Here is a 22040-nt window from a genome sequence, read left to right as displayed (position 1 = left end):
ACACCCCGCCTTCGGCACCCCTCTTTCAAAAGAGGGGAAGGTCATTAGAAAATTGAACACCATTAATAAAAGTAAAAAGAAAGAAAATGTCAAAAAAAAGAGCCCTCATCTCCGTTTCCGATAAATCCGGACTGGCAGATTTTGCAAGGTTTTTAGAATCCGACCAGTACGAATTAATTTCTACCGGCGGAACATTTAAACATTTAAAAGACGCGGGCCTAAATCCGGTGCAAATCGATGAACTCACCGGTTTCCCTGAAATGCTTGACGGCCGTGTGAAAACTTTACACCCAAAAGTACACGGTGGTTTACTTGCGGTGCGAACCAATGAGGAGCATATGGAAACTGTTCGTGACCACGGAATTGGACTGATTGATATGGTCATTGTGAATCTTTACCCCTTTTTCGAACATGCAAATTCCAACATTTCTTTAGATGATAAAGTGGAATTTATTGATATTGGTGGACCATCAATGCTGCGTTCGGGAGCCAAAAATTTCACTGCCGTTACAGTCATTACTGATGTTGGTGATTATGAAACCGTACAAAACGAAATTGCCGAAAGCGGAAATACGACCCTGGAAACCCGTAAGAAACTCGCCGGAAAAGTGTTCAATCTGACTTCGGCATATGACGGGGCGATTTCCAAAATGCTTTTGGACGAAGCTTATCCACAATATTTGAACGCTTCCTATAAAAAAGTTTCCGATCTGCGTTACGGCGAAAATCCCCATCAGAGTGCTGCATATTATGTGTCTACGACCGATAATGGCGCTATGAAAGATTTTGAGATACTCGGTGGTAAAGAGTTGTCGTTCAATAATCTGCGCGATATGGATCTGTGTTGGAAGGTGGTTAGTGAGTTTAAAGAAGAACTCGCGTGCTGTGCGGTTAAGCATTCTACGCCGTGTGGTGTTGCCGTGGGAAGTTCCGCTTTGGAAACTTACCAAAGAACTTTTGAGTGTGATCCTGTATCCATTTTCGGCGGAATCATCGGTATGAATTTTACGGTGGATGCCGCGACTGCCGAAGCGCTGAATAACACTTTTCTGGAAATTGTAATGGCACCGGATTTTGATCAAGATGCGCTGGAAATATTAAGGAAAAAGAAAAACCTGAGGATCATTAAAATAAAAAATCCCGTTTCCGACAGTCAGACGTGGGTGAAAACCGATGGGGGAATCCTGGTGCAGGATAATGATACACAGTTTTCTGAAAATATACAAACGGTCACCGTCTTCAAACCTTCCGGCGAGCAGGAAAAAGCACTGCTGTTTGCGCAGCGTGTGGTAAAATATGTGAAATCAAATGCCATTGTGGTTTCCAACGGCAGTCAGGCACTGGGAATCGGCGGCGGTCAGGTCAACCGGATCTGGGCGACCAAACAGGCTGTGGAACGGGCAAAGGAAAAATTTTCCGGCGACCTCGTATTGGCTTCAGATGCGTTTTTCCCGTTCCGTGATGTGGTGGATTTCTGCGCGGCGGAAGGGATAAAAGCCATCATCCAGCCCGGTGGCAGCATGCGTGACGAAGAAAGCATAGAAGCCGCCAACGAACATGGAATTCCCATGATGTTCACCGGCATGCGCCACTTTTTGCACTGATGGCCGGAGCTTTGCAGGAGCGTAGATGAAAACCTGTATTTAGGGCAACATTTAATAACTTTTATTTAGACCTGCATTTGAAATACGTTTTCAAATTCGTAATTTTGTAATATTCTAATTAAACAGACCACATGAAAATATTAATCGTAGGAAACGGCGGTAGAGAATCAGCAATCGCTGTAAAACTGAAAGACGATAAACGGATTTCTAAAATGTATTTTGCCAAAGGCAATCCTACAACTGCAAAACTGGGACAGAATGTGTATGAAGACAGTGTGGAAGGTCTGCGCGATTTTGCCATCAAAGAGCGGATCGACCTTACCATTGTAGGTCCCGAAGCGCCTTTGGTAGAAGGGATTGTAGATGAATTCAAAAAACATAATCTCAAAATTTTCGGTCCGCGCAGAAAGACCGCACTTTTAGAAGGCAGCAAAGCTTTCTCCAAAAAGTTCATGCAGACCAATAATATTAAAACTGCAAAAGCGGTTGTTTTTGATGCTTATCACGATGCGATCGACTATGTGAGGAACCTGAAATTCCCAATCGTGATCAAAGCCAGCGGACTTGCCGGCGGCAAAGGCGTGGTGATTGCCGAGGATCTTAACGAAGCAGAAGCCACCATTCACAAATTTATGATCGAGCGTATTTACGGGGACGCCGGAATTCAGCTGGTTATCGAAGAATATCTGCGTGGGTTTGAAGCTTCTATAATCGCTTTCGCTAACGGAACAGAGCTTTTTCCGTGCATTCCTGTAAAAGATTACAAAAAAGCCGAGACCGGTGACTACGGTCCAAATACCGGCGGCATGGGAAGCGTGGCACCAAGTCCGGAATTTACGGCCGAGCATTACAAAGATTTTCAGGAAAACATATTGGCACCTACACTTGCCGGCCTCAATGCGGCCGACATCCACTTCAAAGGCTTTATTTTCTTTGGATTAATGGTGACTGCTGACGGAACCTATCTGTTGGAGTATAATCTTCGCCTGGGTGATCCGGAAACGCAGGTAATTTTCCCGTTGATGGAAAACTCGCTTTATGATGTCATCATCGACTGCCTGGAAGGCAAACCGATCGACCTTAAGTGGAAAAATGAAAAAGCAGTTTGTCTTGTGATGTGTTCCGGCGGATATCCGCGCGTGATCGAAACAGGATTTGAGATCAAAAACCTCGACAAAGTAGAAAACAGTGAGGTTCTGTTTGCGGGCGCAAGAGCACTTGGCGATAAGATCCTCACCTCGGGTGGCCGCGTCTTAAGTCTGGTCGCTACGGGCGCCACTTACGGGGAGGCGCGCGACAAAGTTTATAAAGATGCGCTGACCATAAAATTCGATTACGGTTTTTACCGCCACGACATCGGAAAATTTTAATAAAAGAAGGCGTGAAATTTCACGTCTTTTTTTTTGGAGCTTTTTCCTGCTCTCCGCTGCAATTCCTCAGTCCGCGCTCTCCGCCACGGCGGATCGCGCGGCCTTCCGGGATTTCCGCTGCGATCAGGGCTAGGGTTTTTCACTGAGAATTAATTCTGCGAATAAAACCGAAAAGATCAAAAAAAGACGTAAGAAACAACATTTTAAATCAACCCGAAAGGCGTTTTTACCTTTTAAATATAATTCATCACTCACCACTCATCAGCAATAACAAAATATGCAAAACGGAATCATCATCCTCGACTTTGGATCACAGTATAACCAGCTCATTGGCCGGCGAATTCGCGAACTGGGCGTGTACTCAGAAGTATTACCCTTTAATACACCTTTAGACGAAATTAGCGCCAGGCAGCCTTCGGGAATTATTCTTTCCGGCGGACCAAGTTCGGTGAATATAGAAAATGCCCATCTTGTAGATAAAGCAATTTTCGACCTGGGAATTCCTGTACTGGGAATTTGCTACGGTATGCAGCTTACTGCGCACTTATTAGGCGGGAAAGTAAAAAAAGGAATTAAAGGTGAATATGGCAAAGCCAAACTTCAGGTCCAGAAATCAAACGCTTTACTCTCCGGGGTAAGCCGTTTTTCTACGGTGTGGATGAGCCATTTCGATGAAGTGGAAACCGCCCCGCAAGGATTCGTGATCAACGGAACCACCGATGTGATATCTGCGATTTCCGATGAATCAAAAAAAATCTACTGTGTACAGTTTCACCCGGAAGTTTCGCATACCGAAGAAGGCGCAAGGATGATCGAAAATTTTGTGTTCCAAATTTGCAGCGCACCCAAAAACTGGAAACTCACCAACTATATCGATGAAACTGTTGCGGCCATTAAAGCAAAAGTAGGCGACCAGAAAGTGATCCTGGGACTTTCCGGCGGTGTAGATTCTTCTGTGGCGGCGGTTTTAATTCACAGGGCGATTGGTGATCAGCTGCAGTGCATTTTTGTGGATACCGGACTTCTGCGAAAAGAGGAAGGAGAAAAGGTGATGAAAAACTACGGCGAACATTTCAATCTAAAGATTAAGATGATTGATGCCTCCGAAAGATTTCTGTCGAAGTTACAGGGAATTTCTGATCCCGAGCAAAAACGAAAGATCATCGGCAATGAGTTTGTCTCGGTTTTCGATGAGGAATCACATAAGATTGAAGGTGCAAAATTCCTGGCACAGGGAACAATTTACCCCGATGTGATTGAAAGCCAGTCCGTAAAAGGACCGTCGTCTGTCATTAAATCGCATCACAATGTGGGTGGACTTCCCGAGGAAATGGATTTTCAGTTACTGGAACCTTTGCGGGAACTCTTTAAGGATGAAGTTCGCAAAGTAGGAGAGGAACTCAGCATTCCGCATCATCTGGTTCACCGCCATCCTTTCCCTGGTCCCGGTTTGGGGATCAGGATTCTGGGAGAAGTTGATGAGGAAAAAGTTAGGATCCTGCAGGAGGCAGATGACATCTTCATCGAAGAACTGTACAAAAACAAACTGTATGAAACCGTTTCGCAGGCTTTCGTGGTTTTGCTGCCTGTAAAATCAGTCGGCGTCATGGGCGATGAGCGGACTTACGAATATACCGCAGTTGTTCGCTCTGCAAATACCACCGATTTTATGACTGCCACATTCAGTAAACTTCCGTGGGATTTTTTGGAAGATGTGTCGAACCGCATCATCAACGAAGTTCGCGGCATCAACCGTGTGGCCTATGATATTTCCAGCAAACCGCCGGCAACCATCGAGTGGGAATAATCTGGATTACAAATAACAAATAAGGAAGCAGGCTTGTTCTGCTTCTTTTTTTTTGTTAATTTTTTCCGCCGCCACTTTCTTTTTCAACGTCGGTTTTTGTATTTTCCTTTACTTTCTGATTGCCGAAACGCTTTACGATTGAAACCGAAATTCCGTGATAGTCGAGTTGGGAGCGGTTTCTGAAAGTTCCGATCGGTGCGTAGGTCGTATTGTCGAATTTCAGCTTTGCAAAAGGGTTTACCAGCCGAAGCGTGGTTTCTAAACCAAGTTTCTTAAATATTTTAGTGGCCGACATGTTGTGAAAAACATTCGGTTTATTGTTGAAGGTATTGCCGTTGTTTTGTGTAAAAACGCCAACCCACGCGTTGATGTTGATGTCTTTATTAAAAAGATTGGTATAAGAAATATTCGAAGAGCCATTAAGATTGGTAAAATAACTTTGGATCTCCAGATCATTCCTTTTATTAAAATCACTGTTGTCGCTGTAAGTAAGACCGAAATTTAAATTGATGTTCAGCTTATTTTTCAAGAAGGTTTGGTTGGTATGCAGATTAAAAGAATATCGCTCGGATTTCCCATTAAAATTAACCGGCATCGAAATGGTTTTGCCGTCTTCGGTAAAATAACTGTCCCAATAATCCCGGTCGGTAAATGAATAGTTGGCAGATACAAAATACTTTTTAAACAATCCCAGTTTCACGCCGATCCTGTCGCTTGGATTCGGTTGCAGCTCCAGGTTTCCGCGGTAAAATGTGCCGTCATCATTGGGCAGTAAAAAAGGATTGAATTCCGAATACCAGGGCCGCCACAAATTGTGATTATAGGTCGCACTTAAATTGTAATTTTCGCTGAATGTGTATTTCAGCAATAAATTGGGAAGAAATGTTCCGTAGGAATCTGTCCTCTCAATACCGCCAACATCCTGCCTGATTTTATAATAAATGTACTCATAACGCAAACCAATTCTCGTTTCGAGTTTTTGAAAATAGGTCTTCGAAAAGTTCATATAGACCGAATTCAGATTCTCGCTGTAGTGGAAGTTATTGCTCCTGTTTCCGTCGTATACAAACGAATTATCGCTAAGCGAAAAATAACCGTAAGGGATAACATTATTTCTGAAATCGATTTTTCCGCCAAATTCCAACTGACTTTCAGATTTACCCAAAGGTTGCGAATAATCAGCTTTCAGGTAATATTCCCGGTTCTCATTATTGGCCATAATTCGGTTTCCGGAAGGAATCAACGTATTGCTGCGGTTTAAAATATGATCGTTGGTATCTGAATTGGAATCGTAATTAAATCCCGCGTTCAGATCTAAAATTTTATTTTTCTCTTTGTCGTAATATTTGTAAAATATGTTATTTCCCAGATTTCGGTTATAGCCGCTGAGATTCTGTTCCTGCGAATAGAAATTCTGCAGATTGCCGTCTGCATACACAGTTCCGAAAGCAGAGGCAAAAGAATTTCTGTTGTTTTGCGCAAATTCCGAAATGAGTCCGATCGTATTTTTTTCGTTCAGTTCAAGTTCCGCGGCAGTTGAAAAGGAAGGCGATTTTCCCAATTCAGTGCTTTCCGTTGAAATTTTGGTTAATGAACGTTCGTTGTAAATAAAATTTTCACTTTCACTTTTTGAAAGCCGTGTATTGTCGCTGTAACTGCCGGAGATGGACTGGGTGAAATTTCCTTTATGATAATTGATATTCAGGTTGGAATACTGGGAGTTTTTGGCGTTTTGTGAATTATTGAAGGTCAGACTTCCTTTTACGCCTTCATTCAGCAGCTTTTTCAAAACAATATTAATCACTTCTCCTGCAGTTTCATATTTAGCAGAGGGACTTGTGATCACTTCGATCTTCATCAGATTTTCGGCAGGAACGGTTTGTAAATACTCCTTTAATTCTTTGCCGCTGAAAATTGATTTTCTGTCGTTGATGTAAACTGTTACACTTTCACCTTCTGCCCTGATCACGTCATTATTATCGATGCTGACCAGCGGAGTCATTCTCAGCACTTCCCATGTTGTGTTTCCCGACAGAACTGAGCTGTTGGCTACATTAAAGACCGTGCGGTCGGCTTTACTTTCAACCGTCGGTTTTCTACCGATTACAACAACCTCCTGCAGATTTTTTTGTTTTATGCTGTCGTGTTTCGTTTGTGCTGTAGAGATTGCTGAGCAAAAAAATAGAGCGGTAAAAAGTATAAATTTCATTCAATAGTTTATGTTCTAAAGACAATCCCGTGTAGACTTTTGTTACATCTTAACAGGACTTTTATGAGTGTAACATAAAATCTGAATGTTACCAGGCAGAACAGAAATAATTAGAACTGATCGGTCTTAATCCCTTTTCCTTTTAGCCTCGACTGATAATAAGACGACGCAAAATTCAGCGTATCGGGATATTTAAAATATCGCCGCGTATTATTATTAAAGTTGAATTCGGTTTTAAAAGGTATTTTCTCTGATGAGTTCCCAAGTATTACAGCGACCGAATCACCTTTCCAGTAAGCTTCCTCTACCTGATAAGATGGTCCCAAGAATGCGATCTGTCTTGCCGACTTTGCTTTCAGATCGATAAGCGCAACTTCCTGGTCGGCGCTGAAGCTGGCAAAACCGTCTTTGGCTGCGAACCAATGATAACTGTCGAAATCCAGATACTGATTTCCGCTTTTATTAAAGATCAGAAAAGGTTTGTAAATTTCGTTGAACCCTTTTTCATTTAAGATTTTTACTGATGATTCTGCGAAGGAAATAGGAACGGTTTCCTGCAGTTCAAATGACTCAGCGTTAAAATCCGGATTCTCTTTTTTGTAAAAATCGGTCCACTTGATCAGTAAACTGTCCTGTGTTTTAGCAGCTGAAACAGCATCCGGCAATGGTTTCGTTCCCGGTGAAGTTGATGTTTTATTATCTTTATCGTTGCACGAAACCATTAAAAAAAAAGCGAAAAAAAGCAAGGTTCTCATGCTTCCAAAGTACAAAATATTTAAATCCTGTCAAAAAACCTATCTTTGCGCCATGGAAAAAACGACTTTTGCCGATTTCGGTTTGCCGGAAAAAATTCTCGATGTACTCGCCGATTCAAATCTGTTTGAACCCACTCCGATCCAGGAAAAAAGTTTGAAACCGATCCTTTCCGGGCGCGATGTCATGGGAATTGCGCAAACGGGAACGGGAAAAACCCTGGCCTACCTGCTGCCTGTTTTAAAATCCTGGAAATTCAACAAAAGCGGAAATCCAACCGTTCTTATTCTGGTTCCAACGCGCGAACTTGTGGTGCAGGTTTCAGAAATTGTGCAAAATTTAACCGCAAATATGACCGCGCGTGTTATCGGAATTTATGGCGGTAAAAACATCAATACGCAAAAGCTTTTGTTTAATGACGGCTGCGATATTTTGGTGGGCACGCCGGGCCGCGTGATGGATCTCGCCATCGATAACGCAATTTCACTAAAAGAAGTGCAGAAACTGATCATTGATGAATTCGACGAAATGCTTAATTTGGGTTTTAAGGCGCAGCTTACGCACATTTTCCAGATGATGAAGGAAAAGCGCCAGAACATTCTTTTTTCCGCGACAATGACTGAAGCTGTAGATGCTTTGCTGGAGGAATATTTCGCGGGACCTGTAGAAATTTCACTCGCAAAATCAGGAACTCCCTTGGAAAAAATTGAGCAGATCGCATACAAAGTCGAAAACTTTAACACAAAAATAAATCTGCTCGAATATTTGCTGAAAACCAATGCGGATTTTTCTAAAGTTTTAATTTTTTGCAATAATAAAAAGCACGCGGATTTACTTCACACAAAAATTGAAGAACTTTTTCCTGAACAATTTGATGTGATTCATTCCAATAAATCCCAAAACTACCGTCTCAATGCGATGCGCAGTTTTGAAAATCGCGAAGTGCGCGGGCTGATCACCACCGATATTATGGCGCGCGGACTGGATATTTCAGATATTACCCATGTCATTAACTTTGAAATCCCTGATGTTCCTGAACAGTATATCCACCGTATCGGGCGAACCGGCCGTGCCGACAAAAACGGTGTGGCGGTTTCGTTTGTGACCCGCAAAGAGGAAGCGCAGTTGCTGGAAATAGAAGTGCTGATGAACAAGGAACTGACCTTCCGCGATTTTCCTGCCGAAGTAAAGGTCAACCCGGTTAAAATTGCTTCTGAAAAAGACGAGATCCAGATGAAGAATGCCCACACTGTAAAACTGGAAGAAGGCGGCGGTGCATTCCACGAGAAAAAAGACAAGAATAAAAAAGAAAACTGGGGTGGTCCACATGCCCGAAAGATTCCGAAAAAGATCGGTGCAAACCGCGCTCAGGAAAAAGCAAAGTCAAAAGCCAAACGGAAAAAGTAGCGTCTATCAGTCTTTCCAGAATATATCATCGTAATCCGGTTCTTTCAGTTCCGGGTAGTGCTGCTCTAGCAGATTTTGCAGCTGCTCATCGGTCGCCTGTTTTTCTATTTCGGGAAAGATCTGCCTTTCTTCGGTTCTGATGTGAAGTTCCAGCAAAGCACGGAAATTTTCTATTTCTTCAGGAGTCAAAAAGCCTTTCTCCACCATGTCGTGAAAGGTGTTATGTTGCGAAACAGCTTCTTTAATCAGCGGATGTTCTTCACCTAAAACTTTGAAGATCGTTTCTTCCTCTTCTGTAAAATGTGGTTTTAAGTTTTGGAGGTAAAATAGGTTTATATATTTCGACATGCGTTCCGGAGAAATATTCCTTTTTAACCCTTCTTTTAATTTCCAGCATAGCAGAAGACCAAAGTGGTGATCGCGGCTTAACTGTACAAGTGCTTCGTGTCTTTTCATTTATTTATTTTTGTTTATCAATTTTCCCCCACCAAACAGATGTTTTTCAGTAAACAAATTATTTTAAATAAAATATACGGGGAAATTTTTCATTTCTAAATTTAAGGAATTTAATCGCTGACTCCAAAATGTATCAGGCGTTTTCTTCGTCGGTGGATTTTCAAAAATATTTCTGTAAGAAAATCGTTCGGTCCCGAGTTAGAAGTTAGTTCGCGATATTGAAAAAAAAACCCCACAAACAGGAGTTTGCGGAGTTTCATCATCATTTGTGTTCAGAGAAATCTATTGTGTTAACTGTGCTGTTATAAAAATTCTGGCCATGTCATTATTGATATTGGAACAGTTAGAGGTATTTCCGCCGTAGGTAATCGAGCTGTACCCAGTCGTGAGTTTGGGTAAGTTCCTGCCGTAGATGGAAACGGTGTGGGAACCAACGGAAAGGTTATCGAAAACCCCGGACAGACTGAATTTTTTCCAGTTGCAGACGAAATTCTTACCTACTGCTGTATACTTTCGGGCAATTTTTAGCTTGCCGTCCACAAATACACCTATGGCAAACTGAAATTCCTGGTTCGTCGCCGTATCATTATTAATCTGGGCCATTCCTTCTGCTATAATATAATTGGTGTTTACTGCTTTTGTTACATTAATTGTAGAGGCAGATCCAAGATTAGTCCAGCCGGTTGGGGAATCATCTAAATTAAATAAAGGCATTGTGCTCGGAAATGTAGTGATTGTATTGCTAACCGTGGAAGCTCCCGAAAAGTTCTCTGTTGCTTTGATGAGCGCCAGGCCGTCTGCTGTTTCGAATACTTTATTCCACTGGCTGGAATCCCGAAAGTTGAGTTGCCCTTGAGTGGTGTTATACACGATCAGACCCTGAACCGGCGTGAGAATTGTATTGTTGTCCGCGGGGCCCGATAAGGGCACTCGGGGTAGAAGTATACCACGGTTTGCATCTTGCACCTGCAGAACTGCACTTGCATCGGGTGTAGTTAATCCCGAACTGTTCGAGGTGATCAATACCTGTGATTTCACCGGAAAACTGAGTGCCAGGATTAGACAAACTGAATATATTTGTGTTTTCATCTTAGAATGCATAAGGTTGGTTAATGATGATCGTGCTGCTGAAAGCAGCTTCGAAGCTCGAAATTGTGGCAGGTGAGCAACCTGGGTTAGGCCCACCATATGTAACTGTCAGCGTTGAGATGGCTGGTGATGAAATATTCCGGATGGCGAATTTCACGGTGTGTGTTCCTGTACTCAGATTTTTTGCGATGCCATAAGTGGCAAACTGCCTGTAAGAGCACGGAGATTGAAAATCCAGAAAAAGAGGCTTTACATCAACCAGTTTGTCATCTACGAAAAAACCAACTGTTGTGGCGACTCCGCTGGTGTTCTGAGATGAGGTATTATTAGCTTGGAACATTCCGTTGGCATTCATCAGCACATCATTTACAGCCCGGTCTACGGTGATGGTTTTGGTCAGTCCTCCCAATACAGTCCATTGTGCGGAAAGGGGTTCGCCAGCCGCATGAGCGCTGTATCCGTAGAATTGATTGGACGGGGATCTGCTGAAAGTTTCTGCTGCGGATGAATTTGCAGAGTAGTATACCGTCTGATTCAACAAACTGATCTGGTTCAGGTCATTAAAGAAATAATTCCACATTGCACCATCCCAGAAATAAATGCCTTTTTTTCCGATAAGTGCATCGTTGGTGTTATAAACAAGCAGGGATTCCTGTGGTCCAGGTACGGTAGCCACATCGGTTTTACTGCTGAGCGCGATTAAAGGAAGGGATACGCCTTTATTTGTCGCAAATACATCCAGGGCTGCCGACTGGTCAGGCGCTGTGGTATTAATCCCTACCTGCGCGAAAAGCGCGGAGGCTGCGGGCAGAAACAAAAGGATAAATATATTTTTCATCGTAGTGTTTTTATTGTTGTGAAATTTGAATATTCATCAGGCTTTTTCCCATGAGTGGGCTTAGATTGCTGCATCCGGACTGTGCGCTGCCGAAGGTAATCGTCTGGCCGCTGACTTCAGAAACCCGAAGTGTTTCCCTAAGTTCAATAAGATGAGTACCACCGGTAGACAGATTACTTAAATTGAAAAAGACATTGTAGTCGTTGTACAGGCACGTATCGTTGCCGCTGATCAAAAAGTTTCTGACCCCTGCTAACTTGGAATCTACAAACAGGCCTACGGAATAACTCATAAATGTGTTGTCGGATGCAGTGGAATTGATCTGCACGACGCCGTTTCCCGTGATAGAAACCGAGTTTTGCGGAGAATAAAGCGAGATTGTTTGCGAAAGTCCCGGAATCAGTTGAAACTCATGTGCTGCCGGTGCTTCGCCAAGTGTATAAGAGACACCTGTAATTGGAGTGTTGTCCTGTACGCCGCCGGTTGATACTAAGCTTTCGGAGCGAAGTATTTTCAGATATTTATAAATATTCGTGGTATCCAGATAGGGTTCCCATTTGGTCACATTCCAAAAGTAAAACCCCTTTCCCGTAGCTGTATTTGTATTGTATACCAATAGTGAAGTTGTGGGCAAGGTGACTGGTGCCGGACCATTTAAATCGGGAATTGAAACATTCGGTACTAAAACTCCTTTGTTAGGAGATGCAATCCTGAGCGCTTCAGAGGAACTGATTGAAGTGACGTTATTGCCTATTCCTGTTTGGGCATTGTATATACCAAAATATACCAGGAATCCCAGTAATAGATTTTTTTTCATCATTTTCATTTTGTGTATTACAAATGTACTTTCCTTAATGAAAAATGGTTCTTGTTTAATCACCTATTCAATACCGTGAAAACACCTTTTCTTTCTGAACAGTAGAGGGAATTCTACATTTCAGATATCTTGTAGGATTGTTTTATATTTCCGTTAAAAAAGGACAAATTTTAAAAACAGGAATAAAAAAAGCCCCGGAAATCCGAAGCTTATTATCAATAAAATGCTTTCGCAAATTAAAGTTTAGTATCTGTAGTATTCAGGTTTGTACGGACCTTCAACTTCTACACCGATGTATTTTGCCTGCGCGTCGCTTAGTGTTTCCAGTTCCACACCAATTTTCGCAAGGTGGAGCATCGCTACTTTTTCATCCAGTTTTTTCGGCAATGTGTACACTTCGTTTTTGTACGCCGAACTGTTGGTCCAAAGTTCGATTTGTGCCAAGGTCTGGTTGCTGAAGGAGTTACTCATTACAAAACTAGGGTGTCCTGTAGCACAGCCTAAATTTACCAAACGGCCTTCTGCCAGTATAATGATATCTTTACCGTCGATATTATAGATGTCGACCTGAGGTTTCACTTCGGTTTTTGTATCACCGTAAGTTTCATTAAGCCAGGCCATATCAAGTTCATTATCGAAGTGTCCGATGTTACAAACAATGGTTTTGTCTTTCATTCTCCTGAAATGCTCTGCACGTACAATATTGTAGTTTCCGGTTGTAGTGATAATGATATCAGCATTTTCCACAACAGTTTCCAGTCTTTTAACTTCAAAACCATCCATAGCAGCCTGCAGTGCGCAGATCGGATCGATCTCGGTAACCGTTACAATCGAGCCCGCGCCGCGGAAAGACGCCGCTGTACCTTTGCCTACATCTCCGTAACCGCAAACAACAACTCTTTTACCGGCCAACATGACATCAGTCGCCCGACGTACCGCATCTACAGCGGATTCTCTACAGCCATATTTGTTATCGAATTTCGATTTTGTAACCGAATCATTTACATTGATGGCAGGCATCACCAAAGTGCCGTTCTGCATCCTTTCATAAAGTCTGTGAACGCCCGTGGTTGTTTCTTCAGAAAGTCCTTTGATGTCTTTCGTCAGCTCCGGATATTTATCGAAAACCATATTGGTAAGGTCGCCGCCATCGTCCAGGATCAGGTTTAATGGCTTTCTGTCTTCGCCGAAGAAAATGGTCTGTTCGATACACCACTCAAACTCCTCTTCATTCATGCCTTTCCAGGCATACACAGGAATTCCTGCCGCAGCAATTGCCGCAGCTGCGTGATCCTGAGTGGAGAATATATTGCAGGAAGACCAGGTAACATCGGCACCCAGGGCAACCAGGGTTTCGATCAGTACGGCGGTCTGGATCGTCATGTGAAGACAGCCTGCGATCCGTGCACCCTTCAAAGGCTGAGACGGGCCGTATTCTTCGCGGATCGCCATTAAACCGGGCATTTCAGCTTCCGCAAGCTGTATTTCTTTTCTGCCCCAGTCTGCGAGGGAAATGTCCTTAACTTTATAAGGAATGTATTGTGTAGTGGTATTCATCTAATTCAAAAATTTTGTGCAAATTTACAAACTAAATTCTCCACTACAAAATATGCCGCTTTACAGAGATTTTTCCGATGAAAATGCGAAGATTCTGCTTTGGAAATATGATGAGCACGAAGATTTAAATCCGGCGGCACTGCTCGAGGAAGAAAACCATGAACGCGTAAAAGGTTACCATCCCGTAAAGCTAAAAGAATTGCTTCTCATCCGCAAAATCCTCAAATCTGTATTGCCAGGTCATAAGATCCTTTATAAAGAGAGAGTTCCGTATTTATTTCCCAATGATTTCGAAATTTCTATCACGCATTCCTTTCCGTTTGCTGCGCTGGCGATATCGAAGAATAAAGTGGGAATCGATATCGAACCCTTCAATCCAAAAATTAAAAGGATCCGGCATAAGTTTGTAGAGGAAAGTGAAACTGCATTTATAGAAACAGATAAGGAAGTCGCATATCTGACGGTGATCTGGTCGCTAAAGGAAAGTCTGTACAAAATCCACCATTCCAACTATTGGTCTTTGAAAAAACATTATGAAGTAAAACCTTTTCGGCTGGATTCTCCTTACCAGATTCTTTGTAGAGTTCACGATGAAAATGTTTCTGACCTTTATACGGCGAGAGTAGAATTTTTCGATAATTACGTTTTGACTATTGTAGACTGAATTTCGGGCTCGAGTTTTTCTGTGCCTTTACGCTGCTCTTTTGCGGCATCGTAAATCAGTTCCAGGATCTCCTGCAGGTTTTTCAGCTCGGTGAGGTGAGTGATCCGGTTTTGGTCGCGCCGGTCCGAGATCTCGTTTTCGCGGATTTCCCGGCGCCGTATTTCCATCAGCCGTTCCACAGAATCCTCAGGCTGCAGCGCACTTTCCTTTGCAATTTCTTTATCAAATTTCTCCTGATGTAGGATTTTGTCGGTACGTCCAAGTTCAGCCGAAATCTTGCGCGCCCAACCGTCAAAATCAATTTCCGGGTAATCTTTGGCTGATTTGGGGTATTGGGCAAAGGAGGCGGTGTAGGCGGTAATAAGGTGTGCCGTATTCACGAACTGGTGAATATGCTCCATCTTTTTCTGTTGATTTTTTGGATCCGAGATCATGCGGTTGAAGTTATCGGAAAGGTTCGCCAGATCTATGATCGCATCTTTACGGCTCAGTTTATATTCCTGCAGCGAGGCATCTTTATTTTTGAAAAACTCCATTACAGTTTCAAAATAGCGCAGATTACTTTTTGACGATTTCTGCATAAACTCAAGATTTTGGGTGTGTTCCCAGACGGGCAGCACAAAATAAGAAATCGCAAATACCACAATTCCTGCTATAAGTGTATCCAGGATCCGGTCTTTGAAGATCATATTTACATTTCCCGGACGCAGAAAATTAAAACTAAGGAAAATATACACGGTCATAAATAAAACCGCCCAGAAATAATTTGCCTTCAAAAAACTGAAACACAAAATCATGTTCAGCATGAGGAGTGCAAAAAGCAAGGTGCCACTGTGAATGGTCATAAGCATGCCGTAAGCCAATACCGCACCCGCAACCGTGCCGAAAAACCGCAGCCGATTCCGGTGTTTGGTGGTTGCGTACGCCGGGCGCATAATTGCGACGGTCGTAATCAGGATCCAGTAGGAATGTCCCAGTCCCAGGAAATCAAATGTTGAAATGAAATAACCGATGAGCAGCGCAAGTACAATCCGGATCGAGTGGCGGAACTGCGAAGATTTCAGCGAAAAATTATTGCGGAAAACCTGAAAGTTAAGCTTGTTGCGGCTCGGGATAAACTCACTGAGATCCAAACCGGTAGAAAGACTTTTTGCGAGTTTCTGGTCAGAACTGAAAACCTTGTACATCATTTTCAGTTCTTCGGTCACGTCGGTAATGCGCACCAGAATGAGGCGCAGGACCATAAAATGCTCCAGATTCTGGTCGTTGAGTTTCCGGTTTCGCAGATCGAAATACTGCCCGAAAACAATATCTAGCTGTTCATCAATATCCCGCAGAGGTTTGGCCTTTGTTCCACCCTGCAGTGCGATTCCTATGTTTGTAAGTTCATTTGCCAGAGTTGTCAGGTATTCGCTTAAGGTAATCAGCAGTCCGCTGTCGCCAAAGTTTTTCTGAATTTTGCGGTAATCACTGTCGGAGGTCATCAGCTTCTCGTGCAGATCTATGGAATTCAGGAACATCAGCATAAGAAGGCGGCTGGTAGTGGTGGCTTCCTTTACAATTTTACGGGTTTTGAAGACAGTTTCGCGCGTGTCCTCCTGCAGATTTTTAATTTTTACCTGCTGCGCGATCAGTTGCATGTTAAGTTTTTCGAAATCGGGATCCGGCAGATAAAATTTTGATTTTATGCTGAGGTAATCTGCCAGTTCTACGTAGTTTTCACCGATCATCTGTGCCGCGAGCTTGTAAGGCTGAATCCGGGAAACCACCATAAAAATAAGAATATACCAGACCGATCCCGCAAAGAATATAACAGAACTCTGAACGATATTGTTACCGGTCAGATGTCCATTAATAAAAATCGCCATCACAACAAGCGATAGGGATCCTACCGCGGCGAAACGCTGGCCGTAAACACCAAGCATTGAAAAGAACATGCCTAATACAATGATTTCGAAATAGATAAGTATGGGAAAGTTTTGAAGCAGACTTGCTACAACAGAAACAAAAAGAAAACATACGGTCGCAAGCAACAGGGAGTTTCTGCGGCGTACAAAAGGACCCGGCTGATCGGTAAGTCCTACAAAACTGGTGGCGAGCGGGAAGAGGAAATACTCCTTTAACAATCCAAAGTGAGCAAGGATGATACTGGGAACTACAATCGCCAAAGTAATTCGCACGGCTGAAAAGATGTACTGGCTCGTTGCAAATTTCTTAAATTCTGTGGCGTAATTCATTTCACAAATTTACAAGTTTTGAACAAAGAAAAAGTCCCAATTTCTTGAGACTTTCCGAGATTTTATAAAAGATTTTACGCTTAATAATCCTGTGCATTCGATGATTCCTCGCCGATGTTCCAGGTCAAACCAAATCTCAGGGTATTGTCCAGTGCCGAATTTACTTTGGATGTGTTGATGAGGTAAGACATATCCAGCCCAAAAGACTGATATTTTAAGCCAACACCCACTGTAGCGTACTGTCTTGCTCCCTGCTCCTCGCTTTCGTGGAAGTAACCGCCGCGGATCGCAAATGCATTGTCGTATTCATATTCCACAGCACCGCTGAACATCATGCTTTTCTGATTGCTGAAAGATTTTCCGATCCCTTCGATAACACCCACATTGGGAACATTACCAGTATTGTCCGGACCTGGAACCAAAAGTTTGGATGCCTCGAAGTTTACACCCACACGGTTCAGATCATCAATAAACAAATCGTAACCTGCACCTAACCGGGCCATTGTTGGCAGATAAGATCTTGACTCATCATCTCCCGTGTAATCTAACCGCGGTCCTAAATTCTGCACTGCAAAACCTGCTTTTGCGCGACCTTCAAAATCATTGATGCTCGCGTGTTTCGGAGACATGAAATATCCGGATACATCTACGGCGAAAGAGTTTGCCGCCTGCAGCGTATTGTTGGAGTTAAATCCACCGGACAGGTCCGACCGGATAAAACGCCCGGTTACCGCCATGGAGTAGGTGTCCGACAGTTTCAGACCATAAGCTACATCAATTGAAAACTCGTTTGGTTTTGCCGTTCCCAGCTGTACCACTTCCGAACCTACAATATCGGTAAGGTCTACGGAGCCCATATTAAAATAATAGATACTTGCGGAAATAGTAGATCTTTCCTCATCACCTAGAAACTGGTGATACGCACCATAAAGCAGGAAAACGTCATTGGTAAGTTTGCCCAAATACGGCGTATAGTTAACACCGATCGCCGATGTTGTTTTGCTGAACGGATATTTTGCCGCATTCCAGAACTGAGAAAAAGCGTCAGTTGTTGTGGCTACACCCTGGTCACCCATACCTCCTGCACGTGCATCGGGGGAAATCCTCAGGAAGGGTGCGCCTGTGAGTACCGGCTGAACCTGTGAATAAGCTGCTACACTCATTCCTAATCCTACGCCTAAAAAAAGTTTTTTAGTTAATGTCATAAAGTCTATTTTAATCGTTTATATTTTTATTTCAACAGGACCATTTTCTCTACTGCTGTAGCTGTTCCCTTGCATTTTTCCTGATTCTGACTTTTGGCAAAGATCTTAAAAATATAAGTACCTTTTCCCACTGCATCTCCGAAATCATCTTTCCCGTCCCATTCGATTGCTGTTCTGGGTGTTCGGTATCCCTGTAAAAAAGGTTCTGCGGTAACAACACTTGTAATGGTTTTTACCAGTTTACCGGTGATGGTGTAGATCTGCACATTTACATCAAGCATATCATCGCAGTTGTGCTCAAACTGTACGTAGGTCTTATTGGTGAAGGGATTGGGCCAGTTTAAAAGTTTATTGACGATCAAATTCTGGTCTGCCTCATCCTTAACTATAAAGTTTAACGTAGCCGTTGTTGAATTATTGTTGATGTCCCATATTTTAAATGTGAGCTGGTGCGCGCCGGGCGCGAGGTTTCTGAAAGGGTAGTTCACATTTCCTTTTTGGTAATCCTTCAGGCCGGGATCTGCACATCCGTTTCCGTCACCTGAAAAGTAGAAATCATTCAGAACAACTGTATCGATGATCTTACCATCCAGGATTACTGTAATATCGTGCCCAATTCCCGAGCCGGTTGAGTTGATTCCTTTATCATCAGTCACACACGCCAGGAGAAGTGGGTTTTGGTCCGTGATTCCACCATCGGCGAAATTGATGTTGTTCATATACAGTTTTACTTTCGGTGGATCGTTATCGGTTATCCCGTCGGGATTTATACCACCGATTTTTTTTACCTGGTTTGCGAATACATCGAACACTTTGTTATCGGCGTAAGCAAGAACGCGCCCGTTGCCAACTGCATAATTGATGTCTTTTGGCACATAAAACTCAACGCTGAAAACACCGTTTACCGCCTGCCCGGAAGACTTTACGATAGGTCCGTTTTCCTCTGTATATTTTAATACAGGTGTCATCCTAGGGTCTTTGTCGTTGTTCAGTGTTTCTTTGTTAATCCTTTTATCGAAAATATTTATTGCCACTCTGCCGTTAAAGTTTTCGTCAACAGTTCCGTCTGCTTTTCTGATGTGACCTTTGACCTTCACAAAATCCAGCGCCTGAAGGTGATCGGCATTTGGAGATTCAATTTCATCAATGACAAGAAGCGGTTTTGGGCGACTCAATTTGGTCGCAGGATCACCAAGTAAATTTACTTTCAGGTGGTCGGAGTGTAAACCCTTGTCATATTTAGCCTGTAAAAAAGCGTTCCCAATATTTACGAAGTCATCATTAACAAGTTTAAATAAATTCCTGGTGAAAATGGTAGTGAATTCCTCGCCGTAACCCACACCGATTGCACGGCTGGAGGTAAGCATCATCGAAGCGCCGCCCTGCTTGGATTTTATGACCTGCTCACCGGCAGAAAATGTATTGGGATCATCCCACAGAGTAAATTCGCAGGTGATGGTGGAAACCAGTGGAAAACGGGAATATACGTTGTTATAATTATTAAAGTTCTGGATTTCTGTGGATGAAAGTACCCTTTCCTGAGCCCAACCATTAATTCCGCCATGCCCGAAGTAGAAGAGATACAGGCTGTTTCCCACATCATTTGAAATTGCCTGGTTCACCTGCGGATAGCGCTGACCGCCCGCAGAGGTTTGCGCAGGAAACGCATCCAGATATAACTTCCGCACATTATATTCGTTGCGTACAGTTCCTGTTTCAAACGTGTTGACCAAAGAGGCGTTCATCGTGTTATGAAAAGGCACCTGGTTATCGGCATCATCATCGACCACAAAATCGAGTTTCATCCGCCATTCGCCAAATGGTGTCGACTGTCCCGGCAGCGCATTATTGTAGGCAAGCGTTTTATCGATGAGGAGTTTTGCTTCAGACACATTGGCCGCTGGGAGCCGGCCCACAGGAACGTCGGGCAGTGTGTTTGCGAGTATTGACGGGTTGTCGCCGGTTTGCGGTGCAGTCATGCCATAGTAGTCATCGGTCACAAAGGATGAAGAGTAATTTCCGCTTTCTTCGCTTTCGTAAGACGGAACAATATCCGATCCCGGATTTCCTTTGCCTTTGTAATCAAACGAAGCATCGCCCAAAATGAAAATATATTTCAGCTTTCCTTTTGGTGTATTCAGTTTGGTTGTAAAATCGCGGATGGCTGTAATGTCTTTGCCGCCGCTGCTGAACTCATTGTAAATTTTATTCACATCAACTACGGCCACGCTGTATTTATCCTGATAGTAAGTGGCAAGCCGCTGTGCATGTCCCATCATTTCCGGAACCGTGATCATCACATAATCAATGTTCTGCAGACCTGACAGATCCTGTGGGGGAATTTTCCCTACAAATGCCGGTTCATACGCTTCACTGCTTTTGAAGGCGACAAATTCATTTACAAAAGTCGGGCTGCTGGCATTATAGCCAAATGTAAACGTCGCGCTGCTGCCGGATTTGTTTTTTTTGCTCACTGCATTTGTAACATCCGACACATCCCAAATATAATCCAGCGAACTTGTATCAGCCATCGTAAAAGTGTAGGTCGTGCCGGTTCCTTCAGCAATATCATAACTCCGGAAATTCATTTGTTTGCTGTTGAATTTCAGGTCTTCTTTGTATTGAACTTCGGCGTAGTCAAAATAAAATTTCCCATTGGGATTTGCTGCAGTATTTGGCTGATAACTGAAAGTGAGCTGGTTTCCCTGCAAACCTGTGGTAGTTCCGCTGTACACGATCGGTATATATTCGTTGGTTTCAGCGGAAGGAATGACCTGATTACGGACATTGGTATTGTTAATGTTAGTCGTCATGGTATTTCCAGCCGATTGATAAGCCACATATCTGCTGCGGAACCGTACTATATCTGTCGGCTGGATTGCTGAACCCGTGGTAAATGAAACCGTTTTTGTGGTATTGATGGCGTCACCGGTCCAGATCCGCCCGATTTTCATGAGGTTGTATTTTTCTTCGTTAATGAACTGATAGGCATCATAACGGGATATGGTCTGGCCGGAAGCCGCAGCATCTACTTCTACAACCCTTTTGCCCGGGCCAATATCAAAATTGATAAAATAGTAGGCAAAATCATCATAAAGGTTGATGAAGTTCGATGGTGTGTCGAGCCGCGTTTCTGTCCGTCGGTTTCCGGTGCCGTTTCCGGCCGCTTTATACACATTAAATCCATTGGGACCCTGTGCGTAGAAAAGTGCGTAATCATCTTCATTCCAAACTCCGTCATCTTCTCCCTGCATTTTTATTGCATCTTCCTGAAGGGCGGAATAGCGGGAATCAGTATTGCGCTCAGGCAGCATTAAGCCACCGTTTCCATAAATCCGGAAATTTTTTGGGGAAATGCTCGCCGGGTTAATACCGTTATCACGCAGAAACTTAGAGGTGATTTTAAATATTCCGGATTTGTCGACCTTAATTTTATAGAAAGTTCCTGACTTTAAAGGATTTTCTGTCGTTCCAAGTTTTTCGGACACGGATTTTGCCGTCACGTTCTCCGGACCGCCTTTCACAATACTGAAAGAAACGAGGCGGTAAAGAATATCATTTTCAAATTTTAAGGCAGATACGCTGATGTTGGTGGTTTTCTCCTGGGTATACGGATTTGTAGAGTATCCAACTCCCGCAATTTCGGAATTGGGAATACTGAACCTGCTTAGATCGTAAATATCTTTGGGTGAAATCTTTTCCCAGACCAGATTCGTAATTTTCTGATTGCTGCCGACATATTTTTCCGAAGCACGGTAATAAACTGAACCATTCTCATAAGAAAAGCCCGGACTGTTAAAATAAGGAACGGTAACTTTATACGTTCCGTAATCGATGGCTTTGGTTCCTTCCCACTTCACAGCAATGGTTTGCGCGTGCGAAAAGGTCAAAAATAAACCGAAAAGAACGATAGTTAAAATGCGTTTCATATGGTGTAAAATTTCACGGTTACAAATTAAACGAAAAATAATAAATAATGATATGATGCAATAAAATTAATTTGCTGACGTTTTGCAAAAAATCAATC

15 protein-coding genes are annotated in these 22040 nt (G+C 43.0%); 5 read left to right on the top strand and 10 right to left on the bottom strand.

What is annotated here, in order from left to right; genetic code table 11:
* Window positions 1-86 precede the first annotated feature (86 nt).
* The 3 genes from purH (at window position 87) to guaA (ending at window position 4781) form a co-directional block, all read left to right on the top strand.
* The gene (gene purH / locus H562_RS0111120; RefSeq protein WP_027377571.1) at window positions 87-1604 is read left to right on the top strand and encodes a bifunctional phosphoribosylaminoimidazolecarboxamide formyltransferase/IMP cyclohydrolase; all 1518 of its coding nucleotides are present in this window, start codon (window positions 87-89) and stop codon (window positions 1602-1604) included.
* A 131-nt stretch (window positions 1605-1735) separates the two neighbouring features.
* Complete coding sequence (gene purD / locus H562_RS0111115) at window positions 1736-2974, top strand: phosphoribosylamine--glycine ligase (RefSeq protein ID WP_027377570.1); 1239 nt, start codon at window positions 1736-1738, stop codon at window positions 2972-2974.
* Window positions 2975-3251: 277 nt separating this feature from the next.
* Window positions 3252-4781 carry a glutamine-hydrolyzing GMP synthase gene (gene guaA / locus H562_RS0111105; protein ID WP_027377569.1) on the top strand — a complete coding sequence of 510 codons (1530 nt, stop codon included), beginning with the start codon at window positions 3252-3254 and terminating at the stop codon, window positions 4779-4781.
* Window positions 4782-4836: 55 nt separating this feature from the next.
* Here the strand turns inward: guaA and H562_RS0111100 are convergent, their stop codons facing one another.
* The gene (locus tag H562_RS0111100) at window positions 4837-6990 is read right to left on the bottom strand and encodes an outer membrane beta-barrel family protein (RefSeq protein ID WP_027377568.1); all 2154 of its coding nucleotides are present in this window, start codon (window positions 6988-6990) and stop codon (window positions 4837-4839) included.
* Between the two features lie 110 nt (window positions 6991-7100).
* On the bottom strand, window positions 7101-7745 hold the full coding sequence (locus H562_RS0111095; protein ID WP_027377567.1) for a hypothetical protein: 645 nt from the start codon (window positions 7743-7745) through the stop codon (window positions 7101-7103).
* A gap of 52 nt (window positions 7746-7797) precedes the next feature.
* On the opposite strand from H562_RS0111095, the gene H562_RS0111090 reads away from it, so the two are divergent.
* The gene (locus H562_RS0111090) at window positions 7798-9150 is read left to right on the top strand and encodes a DEAD/DEAH box helicase (protein WP_027377566.1); all 1353 of its coding nucleotides are present in this window, start codon (window positions 7798-7800) and stop codon (window positions 9148-9150) included.
* Between the two features lie 6 nt (window positions 9151-9156).
* Here H562_RS0111090 and H562_RS0111085 read toward each other — a convergent pair whose 3' ends face one another.
* The 5 genes from H562_RS0111085 to ahcY all read right to left on the bottom strand — a co-directional run bounded on the left by H562_RS0111085 (window position 9157) and on the right by ahcY (window position 13907).
* A complete protein-coding gene (locus tag H562_RS0111085) occupies window positions 9157-9606 on the bottom strand; it encodes a hypothetical protein (protein WP_027377565.1) in 450 nt (149 codons plus the stop codon).
* 282 nt (window positions 9607-9888) lie between these two features.
* Complete coding sequence (locus H562_RS0111080; protein ID WP_156831995.1) at window positions 9889-10695, bottom strand: hypothetical protein; 807 nt, start codon at window positions 10693-10695, stop codon at window positions 9889-9891.
* Window position 10696: 1 nt separating this feature from the next.
* A complete protein-coding gene (locus H562_RS0111075) occupies window positions 10697-11533 on the bottom strand; it encodes a hypothetical protein (protein ID WP_027377563.1) in 837 nt (278 codons plus the stop codon).
* Between the two features lie 10 nt (window positions 11534-11543).
* Window positions 11544-12350 carry a hypothetical protein gene (locus tag H562_RS0111070; protein WP_156831994.1) on the bottom strand — a complete coding sequence of 269 codons (807 nt, stop codon included), beginning with the start codon at window positions 12348-12350 and terminating at the stop codon, window positions 11544-11546.
* 243 nt (window positions 12351-12593) lie between these two features.
* Window positions 12594-13907, bottom strand: coding sequence for an adenosylhomocysteinase (gene ahcY / locus H562_RS0111065; RefSeq protein WP_027377561.1), 1314 nt, complete (start codon window positions 13905-13907; stop codon window positions 12594-12596).
* Between the two features lie 52 nt (window positions 13908-13959).
* On the opposite strand from ahcY, the gene H562_RS0111060 reads away from it, so the two are divergent.
* Complete coding sequence (locus H562_RS0111060; protein ID WP_027377560.1) at window positions 13960-14571, top strand: 4'-phosphopantetheinyl transferase family protein; 612 nt, start codon at window positions 13960-13962, stop codon at window positions 14569-14571.
* Here H562_RS0111060 and H562_RS15045 read toward each other — a convergent pair.
* From H562_RS15045 to porU, 3 genes are all read right to left on the bottom strand, one after another.
* Window positions 14547-16808 carry an FUSC family protein gene (locus tag H562_RS15045; protein WP_034691102.1) on the bottom strand — a complete coding sequence of 754 codons (2262 nt, stop codon included), beginning with the start codon at window positions 16806-16808 and terminating at the stop codon, window positions 14547-14549. The two genes, H562_RS0111060 and H562_RS15045, sit on opposite strands and share 25 nt — an antisense overlap.
* A gap of 80 nt (window positions 16809-16888) precedes the next feature.
* Window positions 16889-18013, bottom strand: a complete 1125-nt coding sequence (porV, locus tag H562_RS0111050; protein ID WP_027377559.1) for a type IX secretion system outer membrane channel protein PorV — start codon at window positions 18011-18013, stop codon at window positions 16889-16891.
* A 26-nt stretch (window positions 18014-18039) separates the two neighbouring features.
* On the bottom strand, window positions 18040-21942 hold the full coding sequence (porU, locus tag H562_RS0111045; RefSeq protein ID WP_027377558.1) for a type IX secretion system sortase PorU: 3903 nt from the start codon (window positions 21940-21942) through the stop codon (window positions 18040-18042).
* Window positions 21943-22040 lie beyond the last annotated feature (98 nt).

Source organism: Kaistella palustris DSM 21579 (assembly GCF_000422265.1).
Lineage (GTDB): Bacteria > Bacteroidota > Bacteroidia > Flavobacteriales > Weeksellaceae > Kaistella > Kaistella palustris.
This window is presented reverse-complemented; position numbering and strand designations above follow the sequence as displayed.